Here is an 18840-nt window from a genome sequence, read left to right as displayed (position 1 = left end):
AGTCATCCGTCAACGAACTTGTACCCGAGCCCGCGCACCGTGAGGATCAGGCGTGGATGGTGCGGGTCCTCCTCTATCTTCTGGCGAACCCGCTTGATGTGTACGTCGAGGGTCTTCGTGTCGCCGAAATAGCCGGGGCCCCAGACCTCCTCGATCAGTGCCTCCCGCGTGGCCAGCCTTCCACTTCGACGCATGAGCGCTTCCAGGAGCTCGAACTCCTTGGGACGGAGTTCCACAGACCCCCCGCGGACGGTCAGCTCGTGCCGGCTGAGATCCAGGCGCAGGGTGGCGCTCTCCAGGATTTCGGCGTCGGGCGACGTTCGAAAGGATGCGCGGCGGAGGAGGGCCCGTACGCGGCCCACCAACTCGCGCATGGAGAACGGTTTGGTCACGTAGTCGTCGGCCCCGATCTCGAGCCCTGCGACCACATCGGCTTCCGCGTCCTTGGCCGAAACCATGATGATCGGAACCACCGAATCCGCCCGGAGGGCTTTGCATACGTCCAGTCCGGACATCCCCGGCAGCATCAGGTCGAGCAAGACCAGATCATGATGAACGGCCCGGAATCGCCGCACGGCCGAAACGCCGTCGGCCACTATCTCGACTGCATAGCCCTCTCGTTCGAGGTTGTACCGGATGGACTCGGCCAAAGCCTCCTCGTCCTCGATGATGAGCACGGCGGGAGCCGGGTCAGCGGCCATCATCGGTGTCGGGACGGGTGAACTCCTGGAACTCGCCGGTGAGCAGGAAGGCGACCTGCTCGCCGATATCCACGGCTTGATCACCTACTCGCTCGAGGGCTCGAGAAACCATCAGCATCGGCACCGCCCACTCGAGTAGATCGTGGTCACGTCCGCAGTTGGCGATCTCTCTCGCCATGCTGCGATTGAGCCGGTTGACCGGCTCGTCCATCTCGGGCAGACGCATGGCCATACCCAGATCCCTCCGAACGAAGGCCTCCATCGCCGTGGAGACCATCGGCTGTACCAGGTCGCCCATCTCGCGCAGGTGCTCCAGGATCATCGGTTCCTGAGGCAAACCTTCGATGGAGCGGACGATCTTGGCGATGTTCGTGGCCTGGTCGCCCATCCTCTCCAGGGTCACGACGAGGTGGAGTATCGCCGACATCAACCGTAGGTCGACCGCCACCGGCGTTTGCAGCGCCATGGTTTCCAGCCATGCCTGGTGAATCGACGAGTAGAGATCGTCGACCGCCTGGTCTTCTGTCACGACGAGGTCGGCCAGATCGACGTCACCCGACAGCAGGGCGTGAACGGCTTTGCCTACGGCATCTCCGGCCAGCTGGGCCATCGAGGTGAGCTGCCCGACCAGCTGGTCGAGCTCTTCGTGGAAGTGACGCCTGGCTTGAATCATCCGAACCGCCCCGTGATGTAGTTCTCCGTCTCCTCGTGTTCGGGTCTCGTGAAGATGTCTCCGGTCTTCCCGAACTCTACGACCCTGCCGGCCCGATCCTCATCCATGTTGAGGAACGCCGTGAAGTCTGAGGCGCGGGCCGCCTGCTGCATGTTGTGTGTGACTATGACGATCGTGTACCGCGTTTTCAGGTCCTGAATGAGTTCCTCAATACGCAGGGTAGCGACGGGGTCGAGTGCCGAGGTCGGCTCGTCCATCAAGATGATCTCGGGCTTCACCGCGATGGTCCGAGCGATACAGAGCCGCTGCTGCTGCCCGCCCGAGAGTGAGTATCCGCTCTGATGGAGTTTGTCTTTCACCTCGTCCCACAGGGCTGCCTGCCCCAGTGCCTCCTCAACGAGATCGTCCAGGCTGCCCTTGTACCCGTTGACCTTCGCTCCCCACGCCACGTTGTCGTAGATGCTCTTGGGAAACGGGTTCGGCTTCTGGAAGACCATCCCGATTCTGCGGCGCACCTCAACCGGATCCACCCCCGGGCCGTAGATGTTGCGGTCGTGATAGAGGACCTCACCGTCCACCCTGGCGCCTGCAACCAGGTCGTTCATCCGGTTGAACGACCTGAGCAGGGTGCTCTTTCCACAACCGGACGACCCGATCAAGGCGGTGATCTGATTGTCGTAGACGGTCAGGTCAACGTCTTTGACGGCACGGAAGGCGCCGTAGAACACGTTCAGGGAACGGGTCTCCATCGCCGAAGTGAGGGGCATCTCGTCGGAGTTCGGCGAGGACGCCACTGCCGTCCTGACGAACGCTTGCTTGTCGGACATTCAGGCTCTCCTTGCGTACCGGTTGCGAAGAACGATTGCCGTGGCGTTCAATGCCAGGAGCATGATCAAGAGCACGATGATCGCCGCCGCGGCGATGTTGCGAAACTCGTCCTGGGGTCTCGACGTCCACTGAAAAATCTGAATCGGAAGAGCGGTGAACTTGCCGAACGGGCCGCCCGGGTCGGCTGTGATGAAGGTCGAAGCACCGACGACGACCAGAGGTGCCGTCTCTCCCAGGGCGCGGGCGACGGCGAGAATCGCACCCGTCAGGATCCCGGGAACGGCATTGGGGAGCACGTGGGCCCTTATCGTCTGCCACTGGGTTGCGCCGAGCGCCATTCCGGCCGAGCGAAGAGATTGCGGGACGGCCCGAATCGCCTCTTGTGCGTTGATGATGATGATTGGAAGGATCAGCAGCCCGAGGGTGAGTCCCGCCGACAAAACCGTCCTGCCGTTGGCCGTCACTCCACCGTCGACTCCCCCGAACACCGCACCGCTGGTGAAGGTCTCGAGAACCCGGACGAAGATGGCCAGGCCGAGCATGCCGTAGATGATCGACGGCACGCCGGCCAGGTTGTTGATGTTGGTCTGGATGAGACGATTCAGCCGTGTGCGACGCGCGTATTCCTCCAGGTAGACGGCTGCGGCGACTCCCACCGGAAAGGAGAACACGATCGTGACCAGGACGATCCAGAGCGAGCCCAGGACGGCGGTCCGAACTCCGGCCACCTCGGCCCTTGGGGATTGCGGGTTGGTGACGAAATCCATCGACAACCAGGATCGGAAGACGATCTCGGCATCGGGATATGAGACGGCGGCCGCAGCCTCGATCTCCGCGCGGTGCAAAACCGAGTCGACCAGCGACCAGGTCTCCAGGGCCTTCGGCTGAACGACCTGCTCGACAACCAGCGAGTACACGTCTTCCCGCCCGCGCACCCTGCCGTCGCACCCGGCCGGCCGGTCGACCTCCCGCGCACAGACCTCATCCCATTTCGCCCGGGTCTCGAAAACGAGCCTGTCGGAGTAGAAGCGCCGCTCTCTCTCGAGGCGCCGGCCGACGTTGTTGTTTATACCTCCTTCGAGCACGGCGAGGAGGTCGTCCTTGGAGAGATCGGACAGAGCGATACGGGCAGGATCGAGTCCGATCTCTTCGACGAGCGCGGCCGGTGCCACGGCATTCTCGAAAGCCACCAGGCCGAAAGCGCTGTTGATGATGTTGGCGAGGAGTGTCAGGAGAGCCAGAATGGCGAGCATGAGCGAACCGAGGAAGGCCAGGCGCAGGTAGACGCCTTTTCGCCGTCGCCCGCTGATCTGCGCCTCCAGTTGCGCACCTTCGGGGAACGTGCCCTTGCTCATTCGTAGACCTCTCTGAACCTGGCAACGAACCGGCGGCTGAGCAGGTTGAGTCCAAGAGTCATCAGGAACAGCATCAGGCCGATGGCGAACACGCTGTTGTAGTCGATGGAGTTGTAGCTGAGGTCGCCGCCCGAGATCCGCACGATGTGACCGGTCATCGTCTCGCCCGAGATGAACGGGTTGAGAACGGTGGAGAACACACCGTCCCGACCGAGGTTCCAGTTGCGCGGCGAGGCCCCGGCGGCGATGGCGACGACCATCGTCTCACCGATTGCCCGCGATACCGACACGACGAAGGCGGCAGTGACCCCCGACAATGCGGCCGGCAGGACGATGCGCAACGAGACCTCCAGCTTGGTTGCCCCGAGTCCGTAGGCCGCTTCGCGCAGCGACAGCGGCACGGCGTGGAGTGCATCCTCGCTCATCGACGAGACCAGGGGAATGATCAGGATCCCGACCACGATGCCTGCCGACGCAACGTTGAATATCTCGACGACCGACACCCCGAAGATCGATCTCAGCATCGGGGTCATGAACGTCAAGGCGAAGTAGCCGTACACGACGGTCGGGATTCCGGCGAGCACCTCGAGAATCGGCTTGAGGATCCCCCTGGCCCGCTCCGAGGCGTACTCGCTCAAGTAGATGGCGGTCGCCAGACCGAGGGGAACCGCCACCAGAACGGCGATGAGGCTCACCATCATCGTCGAGCGGACGAGCGGCCAGATCCCGAACTCCAGTAGTTGCGGCTCCCAGGTGGTCGATCCGAAGAACTCCCCGAGGGTGACCTCATCGGTCTGAAAGAACAGCAGCGCCTCTCGGCCCAGTACGAAGACGATTCCGATCGTCGTCAGGATCGAGATCATGCCGGCCAGGAACATCGACCCCTGGACGAGTACCTCCAAAGGGCGTGGTTTCCCGGTCAGGTCGATTGTTTCAAGCTTTGCAGCGGCGCTGGTGTCCATAGTCCTTCTTCGACCGGATGTCGTAGAGAATCTCCTCACCCGCTCCGGCGTCGGCCTAGCCCCCGAGGGCTTCGGCGAGAGCGCGCGTGGCGGTATCGAGATCGGACGCGGGAGCCGGGAAGTAGCCGACCTCGATTATCTCCTCATTCACATAGGTGAGCACGAAGTTGAGGAAGTCTCCCACCTGGGGCTTCTCCGCGATGATGCTCGCCGTGGTGTACATGACGAGGGGTCGGGCGAGCGGGTAGTCGCCGGCATCTACGGCCTCTGCCGTGGCCTCGACTCCCTCCACGGCCAGGACGTTCAGCACGTCAGAGTTCTCGGCGAAGTAGGCATATCCGAAGAACCCGACCGCACAGGTCGTCGACACGTCGCCGGGGTCGCAACCGTCGGCCGTGATGCCCTGGGCCAGCACATTGTCATCCTCGGACTTCTGCGTTTCCGCAGCAGCCAGGATCGGGGCCTCGTCTCCGTCGAAGATCTCCTCTACGAAGTAGTCGAACGTACCCGAGTCGGTGCCGGGAATGAACCGGACTACCGGGTTTGCCGGCCAGTCGGACCGAACGTCCTGCCAGGTCTGCGCGGTGGAGAACAACACGGCCAACTCCTCGAGCGTGATGTCGGCAGCGAAGTTGTTGCCCATCGACACAGTCACCGCCAGGGCATCGGTTCCCAAACGAAGCTCGATCGGGTCCCGCCCGATCGCCCGGCACGACTCGATCTCCCCCTCCTTGATCGGACGGGACGCGTTCGCAATATCCGACTCGCCCTCGACGCAGAATCGTTCGAACCCGGCACCGGACCCGATGCTGTCGATCGTGATCTGACCCGAGTATCCCTCGTTTTGGAACCGTACCGCCATCGCCTCAGCCAGCGGGAACACGGTCGACGAGCCCGCCGCGGCGATGGCACCCTCGACCTCGAGCGGGTCGACGAGCGGGAGAACCCCGGACTCGACCGGAGCAGGCGTCTGGGTAGTCGTTTCCGCGGCCGTCGTGTCCTCGGCCGCACCCCCGCAGGCGGTTGTGATGATGGCAACGGCCGCCAACGCCGTCACCAGTTTCCCTGTCTTCGTGAACATCTTGTACTCCGTGTGCGACTCATCAACGGGAGCTGCCGGTGAAGCCTCACGCCGAGCCTCCCGGCTCCTACCAGGACGGTAGAGAGGTGGGGTAACCGCGATCGGGCGCCGTGGTGAACGGGAGATGAACGTTTGATCGGCGCTGAGTACCGGAAAGAATGGGGTTTCGCGCGGCGATACGCTCGCTCCCGAGGGATCGAGCCGGGCGGGGTGCCTACTCGAGCAACTCCTCGATGAGAGCCTCGACCCGCCGCCCGATTTCGTCGCGGATCGGGCGGATCTCGTCGACCGACCTTCCGGCAGGATCTTCCAGATCCCAGTCGAGGTAGCGCTTACCCGGATAGATGGGGCACGCGTCGCCGCAACCCATCGTGATCACAACATCGGAGGCCAGCACCGACTCGTCGCTCAGTCTCTTTGGAGAGGCATCGGCGAGTTCGATGCCGAGTTCGCCCATCGACTCGACCACAGCCGGATTGATCTCGGAAGCCGGCATCGACCCCGCCGAGCCGACGGCAACTCGATCACCTGCGTAGTGCCGCAGGAACGCGGCTGCCATCTGGCTGCGGCCGGCGTTGTGCACGCAAACGAAGAGGACCTGAGGAGTCATAGCTGCATAACGTACCCGGCACAACGTGCAATGTGCGTCTCTTCCGGTGGCGGCCCCCCTCGGGAGGAGATGTACCGGCGAGCCGATACCGGGGGCTGGGTTGGCGGCGAGCCGCAGTTGTCAGCCCTCGCGGATCTCGACATCGACCACCACCGAGCCGGCCTCGGCGAACTCGAGCGTCAGCTCGTAGGTTTCCCCCACCACGAAATCGACCTGTTTGTCTATGCACATCACGTGCAAACCGCCCGCCTCCAGAACGACCTCGCTACCGGCGCGAATCTCGATCCCTCCGGCTCCCACCGGACTCATGCTCATCACGCCATCAGTCATCATCGACTCATGGAGCTCGGCCGCACCACAGGCTGCAGACGAGACTCTCTCGAGCTGGTCGCTCGTATCCGCGTTGTTGCTGATCACCATGTAGAACGCGCCGTTCGCGGCAACAGCCGGCACAGGGCGGCCCCAGGCCCCCGATACTTCGATGTCGGAGCCGTCGCCGCATCCTGCGGCGAGAAGCAGCAGGAGCGCGGCCGAGGTACAGGCCGACATGCGTCGCATGATCTCTCCGTTCCTATCGCAGCATGTATTCAAGATCGGCGGCGATCCCATCCGAGTCGACGCCGAAGGGAATGACTTCCTTGAGGTTTCCCTCTCTATCGATCACCAGCAGCGTGGCCGTGTGCTCCATCAGGTAGCCCGTTGCCTCGGATCCTTCACCGGCCCGGTAGTAGATGCCGTAGAGGGTGGCGACCGACCCGATCTCCTCCTCGGTGCCGGTCACCCCGAGGAAGCTCTCGTCGAAGTGTCGCACGTACTCACCGAGGCGTTCTGCGGTGTCCCGGGCCGGATCGACCGTCACGAAGATCAACTGCACATCTGTCGCATCGCCGTCGTCGAGGATCTCGATCGCGTCGGCGACATCCTGCAAGGTGGTAGGACAGATATCCGGACAAAACGTGTAGCCGAAGTACAGCGCAACGAGCTTTCCCCGATAGTCGCTCAGTGAGACCGGGCCCGTGTCGGAGGACAGAGTGAAGTCCGGCGCGGCCGTCGGGCTCTGGATGACCGCCCCGCTGAACTGATGCGGCTGCGCACGGTTGTATCCCCACCAGAAGACGAGACCGGCGATCACGAGCGGCACGGCCACGAGGGCGTACTGCCACGGAAACCTGGGGCGAGAAGGGGTTGGTTCCTCGGAGATCGGCGACTCTGTCATGGGGCGTAGCAGAGGAACAGATGAGCGGCTTCGTACGCGAGGCTGGCGGCACCCTTGCTGTTCTCGACTTCCGCGGCGAGAACGCCGAGGTGGCGAAGAATCCGCTCCGCATCGGATGTCTGGGTCTGATACCTGTACTCATTGCGGATGATGCCGGCGTTGTCGACCAGCACGAAGTTCCGATCGAGAGTGATGGCTCCGTCACCGTCAACGGCGTAGTAGGTGTTGAAGCCGCCGGCGACGACATCGGCGAGGAAACGGTCGTCCTCCACGGCCGCAAACGTCCAGACGGACGAATCGGCCCCCGTCGCAGCCGCGTAGGCCGCCAGGGTCTCAGGGGTGTCGTCGGGATCAACCGATATCGTCACGAGCCGAACCGGCAGACCGCGGAGGTCCGCCGTGGCAAGGCCTTCCTGGATCTCGAGCATCGTCTCATCGATCGAACTGCAGCTCTCACAGGATGAGTAGCTGAAAGCGTAGAGAACGAAACGGCCGCGCAGATCCTCACTGGTCAGGGTCCGGTTCTCCGAATCGATGAGGCTGAATCCCGGCGCCAGGCGAACCCGGGGCAGCACCTGAATGGGCTGGAAAGTAACGAAGGCGAAGACGGATGCAATCGCCAGCGCAGTGAAGACGGAGACGGCGGTCAACCATCTCCGTCCTCTCCGGGAGAGGCGCGGTCCCTGGTTTGTTCCGGGCGAATCGATCGTGATCGCCATCGCGTCTCCTACCGTCCGCACCATCAATGGTAGGCATGGTCACGCCGCACGAAATCCGGGGCGCCGGCAACCGGCAACAGACATTTGCAGCAGCTCTCCGCTTCTCGGATCGCCGGCGGGTCGCACCCGTTCACCCCCGGAATCCGACACCGGCAGCCCGCAGCCGGCCGGCTCACAATTCGCATGCGGTCGAGATGCGAGCGATCCTTGGACCCATGCTGCTTCGGATCACCCGGCTCCTGATCGCCCTTGCCCTCCTCCTCTCCGCTTGCGGCGACGACGACCCGCTCATGCATGCAGCAGATGCCCGACCCGGGTCAATCGCCGACCTCGCCGGCGCCTACGTTCTCAACGGCATCGACCCGCACGGTCGCGAATACACCGGGCACCTCGAAATCAGACGGGGAGCCAACTCGCGCAACTACGAACTCCAGTGGATAGTCACCGAAGCGTTCCAGGAGGGCACCGGAAACCTGAAAGGCAATACGCTCGAGATCGAGTGGCAGACATCGGATCAGGCGGCACTCGACGTCGCCGGCACAGCTTCGTTCACCGTCACCGTCGAAGGCGAGCTCTACGGCTCGAAGATGGTGGACGGCTATGACGGCCGGTGGCGCGAAACGGCCTACCCGGTAGCCGGCAGATAGCAGGCTCGGCAGGTTCCGGGTCCTTGGTTGCGGGTTCCGGACGTAACGGTGCCCTCATCGGAGGCGCGATGACCGAACCCGCCGGCCGGTTGCCTACTGCTTCTCGTCGGTCCGCTAGAGGTCCAGCAGGTACTCCACCAGTGATTCGATCTGCTCATCGCTGAGGTCCCAGCCTCCCGGCATGACACCTGCGTTGAACCCCTCGACGACGAACGAGTCCGGTTCGGTAATCGACCGCCGGAGGTAGTCGACGGCGGTCAAGCCACCGACCCGTCCGGCCGCGGCGGTTCCCACACCTGCCAGTGAGGGGCCGACGCCGTCCTTGCCTGCCTCGACCGGGTGGCACGAGCCGCAGCCGGCCTTCCCGCCGACCACTATCTGATGAAAGAGTTCTCGCCCCAGCAGTTCCGGTCCATCGCTCGACTCCCCGCCGCAGGCCGCGACGAGTGTCGAAAGGAGCAGCATCACGACAAGTCGCTTCACATGGGTTTCCTCAATGCAGGCGGCCGGGGCAGAAACCCAGAACCTCCTACTCCCTCAGGGCATCACTCCGGGCGACGAAAGATCGATGTTGCCGATCTGGTCGATCAACTGAGGTCCGTAGGCAACGACGATCAGGGCCACGGTCGCGATCAGCCACGGAGTCCACCAGTCCAGCTTGGCCGGCGTCTGCTGAGCGGGATGGACCGACTCGGCGGCGGGAATCTCGACCATCTCACCAGGGCCGGCGTTCAGCTTCTTCGACCACCAGGTCCTGGCGATGTTGTAGATGAACATGTATGCCGACACCATGAGGATCGCTCCTCCGATGCTGGTGCGAAGCAGGTGCCCGCTCCATTCCTCCGGGATGTACGGTGCTTCACCGAGCGGTGTTCGTCGGGGAGCGCCGAGCAGCCCCAGGACGTGCATGGCGTTGGAGAAGATCAGCATGCCGACGAACCACAGCCACGTTTGGATGACGGCCCACTTGCGGCTCCAGAGCGTCTTACCGCGCAGATAGGGGACCAGCCAGTAGGAGATACCCATGAAGGACAACGCCACAGCCGACGCAACCGTCAGATGGAAGTGACCGGAGACCCAGGCGGTGTTGTGGATGACGAGATTGATGTTGTACGAGGCGTTGGTGATGCCGCCGATCCCGCCGAAGAAGAACAGGATTCCGGCCAGCAGTTGGGCACTGACCGACGGATCGTTCCACGGCAGTTTGGGAATCCAGCCGAGCCAGCCTTTGCCGCCGCGGGCGCGGCCCGCCCGCTCGAGCGATGCGATAACGGTGAAGGCTGTGATCATCGACGGGAAGAACACCGAGTAGGTGAGAACTGCGTGGATGTACTTCCACCCGGCCGGTACCCCCGGATCCACAAACTGATGGTGGAAACCGAGCGGGACCGAGAGAAGCAAGAACAGCCAGAAGGCGATCCGCGCCAGCGAGTCGCTGAAGAGTTTGCCGCCGGCCTGTTTGGGGAGCATCGCGTACCACGACACGTAGGCGGGTAGGAGCCAGAAGTAGACCAGGGGATGACCTGTGAACCAGAAGTAGGTTCGTGCCAGTTGCGGATCGACGCCGTCGATCCAACCGAGCGCCCAGGGGATCAGCATCGTCAGGATCTCAACCGCGACACCGAGTGTGGCGAGTTGCCACATCACCATCGTGAGGAGACCACCGAAGGTCATCAGCGGCGTGCGGACGCCAGGATTCTCCTTGCGCCATTCACGCCACGTGAAGATGAATCCGTAGCCTTCGATCCAGCTGCCTACCACCACCAGCGTGAGCCCGAAGTAGAAGAAGACGTTCGCTTTGAGAGGCGGGTAGAAGGTGTAGAGGACGCTCGCCTGGTTGAGCAGAATCGGAACGGCTGCCATCACCAGACCGGCGACCATCGTCCAGAACCCGATCTGGTTGAGAAGCGGGTACTTGAGGGGCCGCTTTAGCCCGTAGACGGTGGTGAGCGTGAAGAAGCCGGTTATGAAGAACGTCGTGAATATGAGCGCGTTCAGCACGCCGTGCAGCGTGAGGCCCTGGTAGTAGGACTGAATGACCGGCTCCAGGAGCGGATAGAGGTCGACTCCGCTGAATTCGAATGCCTGAAGCGGTCCGAACAGCGTTCCGATCGCAAGCGCAACGAAGGCGAACAACAGGTGGATAGAAACGAAGCTCTTCTCCGACTTGGTGAGCTCGTAGGTCGGTGTGGTCAGCATCTGAGTCCCTCCATGCTCACTTCTCGACCGTCAGCGTTCCGTACATCTGCGCGTGGGCGCTACCGCAGTACTCGGTGCAGATGTAGTCGTATGTTCCTGGTTCGTCGAACGTCACCGTCAGCTTGGACACCTGGCCGGGAACTATCTGCATGTTCACGTTGGTGTTCTGAAGCTTGAAACCGTGCTGGACGTCGGTCGAGGTCACATAGAAGGTCACTTCAGATCCGGCTCGCACCGTCACCGCGCTCGGACTGAATGAGAACATCTGACTGACGATGTAGAGGTCGTAGCTACCGTCGGGGTATTCCCGGAGGCCGGGATCGGCGAACGGGCCGTCGCCGATGGCAACGGTCTCCGGATCGACCCTCTCTTCGGGGCTGGGAACCTGAAAACCCAGCGCGAATCCTGCGATCGTGACGGCCGTGGCGAACACGACCAGGAGCACGACGGTCAGGCGCATCCAGTTTCTCTCGTACGGATCAATGTGAAGTGAGGTCTCCGCCGAGACTTCGGGGGTTTCTTCACTCATACCGTGGTCATCCCTCTCGACAGAAGAATCAGGTACACGATCCCCCACAGCAGAATCAGAACGACGACGAAGATGGCGAGAACGAGAGCCGTGCCCTTTGGGTGGAACTCCTCCTCAGTGGACTTGATCTCTTCCATGGTGATAGCTCTCCACCGGTCGTGCACTGCCCGAAACGCGGGTCGGGCCCGAGAGCGACCCGACTCGCAGGTAGTCGAATCCTCACCCCTCCGCGCTGCGAGCGAGCTTAGAGGACGTTCGGCGACGATGGCAACACGGCGTCGGAAACGGTCGGTGCCGGGGCGGGATCCTCAGCACCCGCAGTCGGGGGCCGGCTATCGAGTACCTCCCTCGGCTGAGGGGGATGGCTCAAATCCGGTTGCGTTTCTGCAGGATCCGCAGCGAGTAGATACCGGCCGCCAGCGCAACGAACCACGCACCGGAGGCGGCCAGATCCTTCACCAGATCGGGCATCGAGGACAGCGACGGCTCGTTGATCACGTAATCGGGCAGCCAGACGGTGGCGACCGCGAAGTACAAGAAGACGACAACGGCCAACCACCAGGCGCGCGGCCAGGTGAACCCCTCGCCGCCGGGCGTAACGACAATGTAGGCAATCCCGACCGCCAGCGCCGACACGAGAGCAAACAGGATGAGGAGGCCCCAGGGGAAGGCGTCCTCTTCGACTACTCCGCCCGGCGTGAAAGGTAGACGGCCGAGATCGAACTGGACGTAGTCGATCACCGCCGTGATCTCCTCGTCGGTCAGGTTCTGGGCCGGCATGCGGCCGTTGTAGGTCACCCCGCCGACCACGATCTCGCCGCTGCGGCCGTTTCTGATCACATCCTCGACATATCCGGCGTCATCGACGTGAGGATTCGGATAGAGCGGAGGAAAGACGGCCGAACCTTCTCCGTCCGGCTGATGGCAGGCCGAGCACACAGATTCGTAAACGGCCCGGCCGGCCTCGTTGACCTCTCGAACCTGTGCCCCATCCGACGTCGATCCGGTCGTCTGGTCCTGGGCGACGGCAATCGAGGCAAGCCCGGCGCTGAGCAGCAGGGCGAACACAAGGACGGCGACACTGCGCAACGTTGTCCTCGCCACCGGCATCGGCATCCCTTCCTACTGGCGCTGGGTCAATCGACTGGGCGGATCATAGATCGCGCAAGGCCATGGGGGGAAACCGACAACATGTCGGTTCGGGGGCGCCGGTCATCCGTCGCGGGTCAGTGCGGCTCCAACCAGCGTGCCTGTTGGCCGCCGTCGATTGAATCCCAGATGTCACGCCATCCGGCGGCTGCCCTGTTCGCCCTGGAGATCTCAAAACCGATCAGCTCCCCCGCCGCCAGCGCCAGGGAAGAGTCACTCTTCCGCAGCCACCGGCCCGCCACCACCGCGTCCTGATGCTCGCCGAGCACATCCTGGAGCTCGGAGAGCGAAGAGGCGAGAACCTCCGCCGCCTCTCCGCCAACCGGCGAAACCGCCTCGACCGCATACCTGGCCCGTTTGGTCAGAATTCGGATCCGGTGCAACTCGGCGGCCGTTGGTTCCACAGGCAGATCACGCACCGCCGCGCGCAGTTTGCGCAAGGGCTTGCCGGCCAGTTTCACCAGGATCGGACCGGCGGGGAGGTCGGCGGCCTCGACGATCCGCGGTGCTTCGCCGGCTTCGGTGAGACGAACCAGCAATTCCGGGTACCACGGTTCGGCGAATCCTCGGACGAGGCGGCTCCGGGCATCCCGACGCTCCTTTTCGAGAATCTCGAGAATCTCTTCCGCGGCCCGGCGTTCGGAGTCTGGCACCTGTTCGATGAGACCGCCCAGGTGCATGTGCAGCACGTCCAGGTCGCGCACGGGCCCCAGCAGGTCGGTGAGCGCCCGGAGGTCGTTGCGCAGCCCGTCCGCCCAGTCGCGATCGAGGAACCTGCGGAATGTGCGAAAGTCGGAACGTAGCCTTCTGGTAGCCACCCTCGCCTGATGAACTCCCTCCGGCTCATCGTGGCGAGCGATGGCGGGGGCGTTGTCCAGATAGCGGCGAACCGTGACGGCGATCGAAGTCTGCACGACCCGGCGAATGGTCGGTTGCCGATCGGGTTCGATGTTCACGCCCCATTTCTCCGGAACTGTCACCTCGTGCGTTCGATGGCCAGACTCTGGAGGCGCTTGTGTGCATTCAGTCCTTGCACGGTCTCGATCTTGCGCCACACTCCGTCCGGGTGCAACTCCCAGGCGAGCTCATCGTCGGCAAAGAGGATCTCGAAGACCTCGTCGAGACGATCCTGATGCGCCGGGTCTGTGACCGGGCCGACAACCTCGACACGCCGGTCGAGGTTGCGCGGCATCAGGTCCGCCGAACCGATGAGGTATTCGTAGCCTCTTTCTCTGGTTCCGAATCGGTAAATGCGGGAATGCTCCAGGTACTTGCCCACCAGCGATCGCACGGTGATGTTCTCTGAGAGTCCTTCCACACCGGGCCGCAGACAGCAAATGCCGCGCACTATCAGGTCGATCCGCGTTCCGGCCTGCGAGGCCTTGTACAGCTCCCGGATCATGCCTCCATCGACGAGAGCGTTCATTTTCATGACGATGTGCCCGTCTTCGCGCTTGGCTTCCCGGCGGATGAGCTTCACCATGCGCTTCCGGAGCGTCATGGGCGACACGAGGAGCTTTCGATACTCGACCTGCTTGCTGTATCCGGTCAGGTAGTTGAAGAGATCAGACAGATCCGCCCCGATATCCGGATCTGCCGTGAGAAGCCCGACGTCCTCGTAGATCCGGGCCGTCTTGTTGTGGTAGTTGCCCGTCCCCACATGCGAGTACCTGCGGATCTCGTCGCCGTCGTCCCTGACCACCAGGGTCGTCTTCGTGTGGGTCTTGAGGCCGACCAGACCGTAGACGACGTGCACGCTGGATTCCTCCAGGCGCCGGGCCCACTCGATGTTGGCCTGTTCATCGAAGCGGGCTTTGAGTTCGACCAGCGCCACCACCTGTTTGCCCGCTTCGGCGGCCGCGATCAGCGAATGCATCGAAGGCGAGTCTGCCGTCGTCCGGTAGAGAGTCTGCTTGATCGCCAGCACCTTCGGGTCCGATGCCGCCTGCGTCACCAGTTCCTCTACCGAGGCGGCAAAAGAGTCGTAGGGGTGCTGGACGAAGATATCTCCTTCCCTGATCCGATCGAAGATGTTCATCCGCTCGCCTGGTTTGGAGGCCAGCTGCCGGGGAGTAACCCACACGTACGAATCCCATTTCAGATCTGGGCGGTCGAGTTCGTAGAGTCCCCAGAAGCCGGTCATGTCGAGCGGACCGTCGGTCATGTAGACCTGATCCGGGCCGATATTGAGCTCCCTGACCAGAAGGCTCAGGGCGTCCTCGGTGATATTCGGCTCGACTTCGAGCCGGACAACGCGTCCGAATCGGCGCCGGCTGAGCTCGCTCTCGATGAACTCCAGGAGATCGTCGGCTTCCTCCTCCTCGATCTCGAGGTCGGCATTGCGAGTGACCCGGAAGGCAACGTGCGACACGACCTCCATGCCCGGGAAGAGCGAATCGAGATGAGCGGCGATGACATCCTCGAGGGGAACGATCTGGTCGCCGCCCGGCAGAACGAGGAAACGCGGCAGGATCGGGGGGACCTTGACCCTGGCGAAGCGCGCCACATTCGTGGACGGATCCCGCACCGTGACGGCCAGATTGAGAGACATGTTCGAGAGGTACGGAAACGGGTGGCCGGGATCTACCGATAGCGGCGTGACGACGGGAAAGACCCGCGAGTGGAACTGCAGGGTCAGATAGGCCTTATCGCTGTCGCTCAGCTCGTCCCATGACCTGAAGTGCACGCCGGCGGCAGCCAGACGGGGAACGATGTCGTCGCGCAGTGTCTTGTCGACCCGCTGGTACAGATCCGCGACGCGCGCACGGACGGCCTTCAACTGCGCAGTCGGATACATGCCGCCGAGGGCCGGGCGCCTGATCCCGGCAGCCACTTGCTCGAGGATCCCGGCCACCCGAATCTCGAAGAACTCGTCGAGGTTGGTCGTGAAAATGGCGAGGAACTTGATCCGCTCGAGCAGGGGAGTTTCAGGGTCCTCTGCGATCGACAGAACCCGGGAGTTGAAATCGAGCCACGAGAGCTCCCTGTCGTTGAACTTGCTGGCGCGGGTCATGATCTGCCGACCAAGCTAGCGGACCGGAAGGAATGCAGATCCGGGAGGGCCCCGTCGAGTGCCGCTGATCTGAGAGCGGGTATGCGTCCGGCACAACGGCTCGGAGAGCGCCGGAACGCCGTCAGTCGGCCCCAGGCAACTCGAACCGGAAGACGCTCCAGCCATCAACCCGGCCGTAGCTGAGATCCCCATCCATGAGCCGGGCCAGTGTCCGTGACACGGCCAGCCCGAGGCCGATCGAACTCGGCTGCGTCGAGTCGGCATGAGCGCGGCCGTAGGGTTCGAATATCACCTCCCGATCTTCCGTCGGGACACCGGGCCCATCGTCGGCTATCTCCACGACGGCCAGTGGAGGTTCACCGAGCAGGCGCACCTCGATCTGCCTTCCGCCGTACCTGACGGCATTGGTCAGGACGTTCCTCAAGATCTGACGGACTCGAACGGGGTCGCCGGAGCCGGTGACTGCGCCGCCTCGCACAACTATGTCGAAAGGCAACGCGGGATTGAGTTGGGCGACTTCCCGCACGACTGCATCGACCTCGACGCGCAGGTCGACGGCCTCGACCTTGATGCTGACCGTGCTGGCCTCCGCTCGCGCCGCTACCAGCAAGTCTTCGACGATGTTCACCACCTCTATCGACTGGCGGTGCACCATGCCGGCGAACTCGGCGACCTCTGTGGCGGTCAAATCGCTCACCCGGTCCCTGAGCTCGGCGGACAGCCCTACTACTGCCGTGAGCGGGGTGCGCAACTCGTGCGAGACGGATGCAACGAACTCATCCTTCGCTCCCATTGCATCCTCCGCGGAGAGGCGACGCTCCAGGGAGATGGCGGCGACGATCAGGCCGGTTCCGGCAATCACTCCGGTGCGCCCCCAGAGAACCGACGCGGGCAGCACTCCCTCGGTGATGAGAGTGAGCGCCGGGTAGGCGAGGCCGATCACGACGGGATAGACAAAGGCGATTCGACCACCGAGTGCCAGTGCATATACCGGCGCCAGCATGAAGAACCAGAGGGTGAAGAAGGCCTGAACGCCGCCGCCGAGGATCAGTAGCACCCAGGTGACCAGCAGCAACCCGAAGGCACGCACCCGGACGGCTTGCTGCGTGCGCCAGCCCGCCAGACCGGCTGTGCCCGCCAGAGCGGTCAGCACGACCAGCGCCCATTTAGCCGGGTCCGTTTCTCCAGACTCCACCATGAACACGGCGCCGTGAACGGAGAGGAATACGGGAGTTATCGGCTCGATCCAGGTCAACCACCCGGGGGCCCTCCTTCTCGGCGTGATGCGCCTCTCCAACCGCGGAAGCGGGTCTGGTTGCATTCGGTGTTCCACTCCTCACACCACCCGGGAGCCGCCAATCCACACTTGCTCGACCCTTTCCCCCAGCGTGTCGAAGTCGAATGGATCGCCCTCCACCACCACGAGATCGGCCAGCTTGCCCGTTTCCACGGTGCCGAGATCGGCATCCAATCCCATCAGCTCGGCGGCCGTCTTCGTCGTCGCGGTCAGGGCCTCGAGTGGCGTCATTCCCCCTTCGACCATCAGGGTCAGTTCCTTCAGGTTCTCTCCATGGGGAGTGACGCCGGAGTCCGTGCCCATTGCGATCTTGACCCCTGCCTGCACGGCTCGGCGGAACGATTCCATGTGGGCCTCGACGACCTCTTCGGCTTTGCGGATCGATGCCTCCGGAACCTGCGCACCCGCCGCCACCGCACGGGTCACTCCTCTCGGCGCGACCAGAGTGGGGACCAGGTAGGTTCCGTGCTCGATCATCATCTCAACGGCTTCTTCGTCGAGATAGATGCCGTGATCGATCGATCGGATGCCGGCTCGAACGGCGTTCTTGATACCGTCGGTTGCCTGTGCGTGCGCCATGACCCAGATGCCGGCTGCTCGGGCCTCGGCCGTGAGCATCGCCAGTTCCTCGGGACTGAAATGGGCGTGAGTTGGCTCGTCGCGCGGCGACAGCACGCCTCCCGACGTGGCAACTTTGATCACATCGGCACCGGCTCTCACGAGCTCGCGCACCGCCCGGCGCATCTCCTCGGGCCCATCCACGACGGTTGAAGGAATGCCCGGATACGAAGGGAGAAGCTCGGCTTCGGCGCCGGACGCCAGCCAGCCGTCGCCGTGACCACCGGTCTGGCTCAGCATCGCAAGCGAGATCTGCATCCGCGGGCCGAGAACCAAGCCGTTCTGCACGGCTTCCTTCATACCCAGATCGGCGCCGCCTGCATCCCGGACGGCCGTGACTCCTGCCCGGACGGTGGCGGCCAGATTGTGAATGGCCTCATAGAAACGGTAGGAGAAGGGGGTCTGGATGTGCTTCCACAGGTTGATGTGGCTGATTGCCAGATGAACATGGGCATCGAAGAGTCCTGGCAGGAGAGTCTTGTTCGAGCAGTCGATCTCCGCGTCTGCGTCGAGGTTCGCACCAACCTCCACAATCCGGCCGTCGTCGACCACGACATCGGCGGCTGTGATCGGTGCACCGGTTCCGTCGAATAGGGCGCCGCCGCTGAAGACGGTGCGCGGCATCAGGTCCCGATGCCGTTCTTGAGGAAGTCGACCATGGCATCGCAGACCTCGCGCATCCGCTTCTGCGGGTCCTCGGAATCGAGCAGGACCTTCGAAGCCGACATCACGACATCCTGAACGAATCTGCCGGCCAGGTCCCACGGCAGAGGACGCATCTCGCCGCCCATGACACCACCCCGGTAGATCCGCGCGTACTCCTTCGACAGGTTCTCGTGGGCAACGCGAATACGTTCCTGCGTCGTGTCGGAGAGGCGAGGTACCTCTCGGTGGAGCAACAATCCCAGCGTCGGGTCCGTGACCACCCACTCGGTGAGCCGAACCGCCAGATCGGCGAGCTGGTCGAGGAAGGAATCGGACGTGTCGAGTTGCTCGGCCATCTCCTTGAACACTTCCGGAAGGGTTTCGTCGACGAGCGAGGCCAGCAGGTCTTCCTTGTCCTTGAAGTACTCATAGAGAGTGGTGCGACCTATGCCGACGAAGGCGGCTATGTCGCCGAGCGAAGTGTCTTGGTAGCCGTGCTCGCTGAAGAGGTCCTGAGCTGCTTCCAGTATCTGGACGCGAGTCAGTTCTTTGTGTTCTTCGATGTTGCTTGCGCGAATTCTCGGCATCGTCCCTCCAG

At 63.2% G+C, this 18840-nt stretch carries 21 protein-coding genes; 1 reads left to right on the top strand and 20 read right to left on the bottom strand.

Annotated elements, in window-relative coordinates; genetic code table 11:
* Nucleotides 1-2 precede the first annotated feature (2 nt).
* The 10 genes from VLT15_09225 to VLT15_09180 form a co-directional block, all read right to left on the bottom strand.
* A complete protein-coding gene (locus VLT15_09225) occupies nucleotides 3-701 on the bottom strand; it encodes a response regulator transcription factor (protein ID HSR45396.1) in 699 nt (232 codons plus the stop codon).
* Entirely contained in the window at nucleotides 691-1374 is a 684-nt protein-coding gene (gene phoU, locus VLT15_09220) for a phosphate signaling complex protein PhoU (protein HSR45395.1), read from the bottom strand. Before phoU ends, VLT15_09225 begins: the two co-directional genes overlap by 11 nt.
* Complete coding sequence (gene pstB, locus VLT15_09215) at nucleotides 1371-2141, bottom strand: phosphate ABC transporter ATP-binding protein PstB (protein ID HSR45394.1); 771 nt, start codon at nucleotides 2139-2141, stop codon at nucleotides 1371-1373. The genes phoU and pstB overlap by 4 nt, the downstream gene beginning before the upstream one ends.
* Nucleotides 2142-2201: 60 nt before the next feature.
* Nucleotides 2202-3557: a phosphate ABC transporter permease PstA gene (gene pstA, locus VLT15_09210; GenBank protein HSR45393.1), complete on the bottom strand. Its 1356-nt coding sequence runs from the start codon at nucleotides 3555-3557 to the stop codon at nucleotides 2202-2204.
* Complete coding sequence (gene pstC, locus VLT15_09205; protein HSR45392.1) at nucleotides 3554-4519, bottom strand: phosphate ABC transporter permease subunit PstC; 966 nt, start codon at nucleotides 4517-4519, stop codon at nucleotides 3554-3556. Before pstC ends, pstA begins: the two co-directional genes overlap by 4 nt.
* Nucleotides 4520-4574: 55 nt before the next feature.
* Nucleotides 4575-5600 (bottom strand): substrate-binding domain-containing protein, encoded by a 1026-nt coding sequence (locus VLT15_09200; protein ID HSR45391.1) that lies wholly within the window; start codon nucleotides 5598-5600, stop codon nucleotides 4575-4577.
* Between the two features lie 214 nt (nucleotides 5601-5814).
* The gene (locus VLT15_09195) at nucleotides 5815-6210 is read right to left on the bottom strand and encodes an arsenate reductase ArsC (GenBank protein HSR45390.1); all 396 of its coding nucleotides are present in this window, start codon (nucleotides 6208-6210) and stop codon (nucleotides 5815-5817) included.
* A gap of 120 nt (nucleotides 6211-6330) precedes the next feature.
* Complete coding sequence (locus VLT15_09190; GenBank protein ID HSR45389.1) at nucleotides 6331-6768, bottom strand: copper chaperone PCu(A)C; 438 nt, start codon at nucleotides 6766-6768, stop codon at nucleotides 6331-6333.
* Nucleotides 6769-6781: 13 nt separating this feature from the next.
* The gene (locus tag VLT15_09185) at nucleotides 6782-7426 is read right to left on the bottom strand and encodes an SCO family protein (protein ID HSR45388.1); all 645 of its coding nucleotides are present in this window, start codon (nucleotides 7424-7426) and stop codon (nucleotides 6782-6784) included.
* The gene (locus VLT15_09180; protein ID HSR45387.1) at nucleotides 7423-8145 is read right to left on the bottom strand and encodes an SCO family protein; all 723 of its coding nucleotides are present in this window, start codon (nucleotides 8143-8145) and stop codon (nucleotides 7423-7425) included. Before VLT15_09180 ends, VLT15_09185 begins: the two co-directional genes overlap by 4 nt.
* A gap of 215 nt (nucleotides 8146-8360) precedes the next feature.
* On the opposite strand from VLT15_09180, the gene VLT15_09175 reads away from it, so the two are divergent.
* A complete protein-coding gene (locus VLT15_09175; GenBank protein ID HSR45386.1) occupies nucleotides 8361-8792 on the top strand; it encodes a hypothetical protein in 432 nt (143 codons plus the stop codon).
* 114 nt (nucleotides 8793-8906) lie between these two features.
* On the opposite strand, the gene VLT15_09170 is transcribed toward VLT15_09175, so the two are convergent.
* The 10 genes from VLT15_09170 to VLT15_09125 form a co-directional block, all read right to left on the bottom strand.
* Nucleotides 8907-9275, bottom strand: coding sequence for a cytochrome c (locus VLT15_09170; GenBank protein HSR45385.1), 369 nt, complete (start codon nucleotides 9273-9275; stop codon nucleotides 8907-8909).
* 54 nt (nucleotides 9276-9329) lie between these two features.
* On the bottom strand, nucleotides 9330-10991 hold the full coding sequence (locus tag VLT15_09165; protein HSR45384.1) for a b(o/a)3-type cytochrome-c oxidase subunit 1: 1662 nt from the start codon (nucleotides 10989-10991) through the stop codon (nucleotides 9330-9332).
* 16 nt (nucleotides 10992-11007) lie between these two features.
* Complete coding sequence (locus VLT15_09160) at nucleotides 11008-11520, bottom strand: cytochrome c oxidase subunit II (GenBank protein ID HSR45383.1); 513 nt, start codon at nucleotides 11518-11520, stop codon at nucleotides 11008-11010.
* Entirely contained in the window at nucleotides 11517-11657 is a 141-nt protein-coding gene (locus VLT15_09155; protein HSR45382.1) for a cytochrome c oxidase subunit 2A, read from the bottom strand. The genes VLT15_09160 and VLT15_09155 overlap by 4 nt, the downstream gene beginning before the upstream one ends.
* 229 nt (nucleotides 11658-11886) lie before the next feature.
* Nucleotides 11887-12630 (bottom strand): cytochrome c, encoded by a 744-nt coding sequence (locus VLT15_09150; protein ID HSR45381.1) that lies wholly within the window; start codon nucleotides 12628-12630, stop codon nucleotides 11887-11889.
* Between the two features lie 116 nt (nucleotides 12631-12746).
* Nucleotides 12747-13625: a CHAD domain-containing protein gene (locus VLT15_09145; GenBank protein HSR45380.1), complete on the bottom strand. Its 879-nt coding sequence runs from the start codon at nucleotides 13623-13625 to the stop codon at nucleotides 12747-12749.
* Nucleotides 13626-13645: 20 nt separating this feature from the next.
* A complete protein-coding gene (gene ppk1, locus VLT15_09140) occupies nucleotides 13646-15682 on the bottom strand; it encodes a polyphosphate kinase 1 (protein HSR45379.1) in 2037 nt (678 codons plus the stop codon).
* 121 nt (nucleotides 15683-15803) lie between these two features.
* Complete coding sequence (locus VLT15_09135) at nucleotides 15804-17003, bottom strand: HAMP domain-containing sensor histidine kinase (protein HSR45378.1); 1200 nt, start codon at nucleotides 17001-17003, stop codon at nucleotides 15804-15806.
* A 15-nt stretch (nucleotides 17004-17018) separates the two neighbouring features.
* The gene (locus VLT15_09130; GenBank protein HSR45377.1) at nucleotides 17019-18221 is read right to left on the bottom strand and encodes an amidohydrolase family protein; all 1203 of its coding nucleotides are present in this window, start codon (nucleotides 18219-18221) and stop codon (nucleotides 17019-17021) included.
* Entirely contained in the window at nucleotides 18221-18829 is a 609-nt protein-coding gene (locus VLT15_09125; GenBank protein HSR45376.1) for a TetR/AcrR family transcriptional regulator, read from the bottom strand. The genes VLT15_09130 and VLT15_09125 overlap by 1 nt, the downstream gene beginning before the upstream one ends.
* Between the last annotated feature and the right edge of the window lie 11 nt (nucleotides 18830-18840).

This window comes from Acidimicrobiia bacterium, from assembly GCA_035471805.1.
GTDB lineage: Bacteria > Actinomycetota > Acidimicrobiia > Spongiisociales > JAHEDJ01 > JAHEDJ01.
This window is presented reverse-complemented; position numbering and strand designations above follow the sequence as displayed.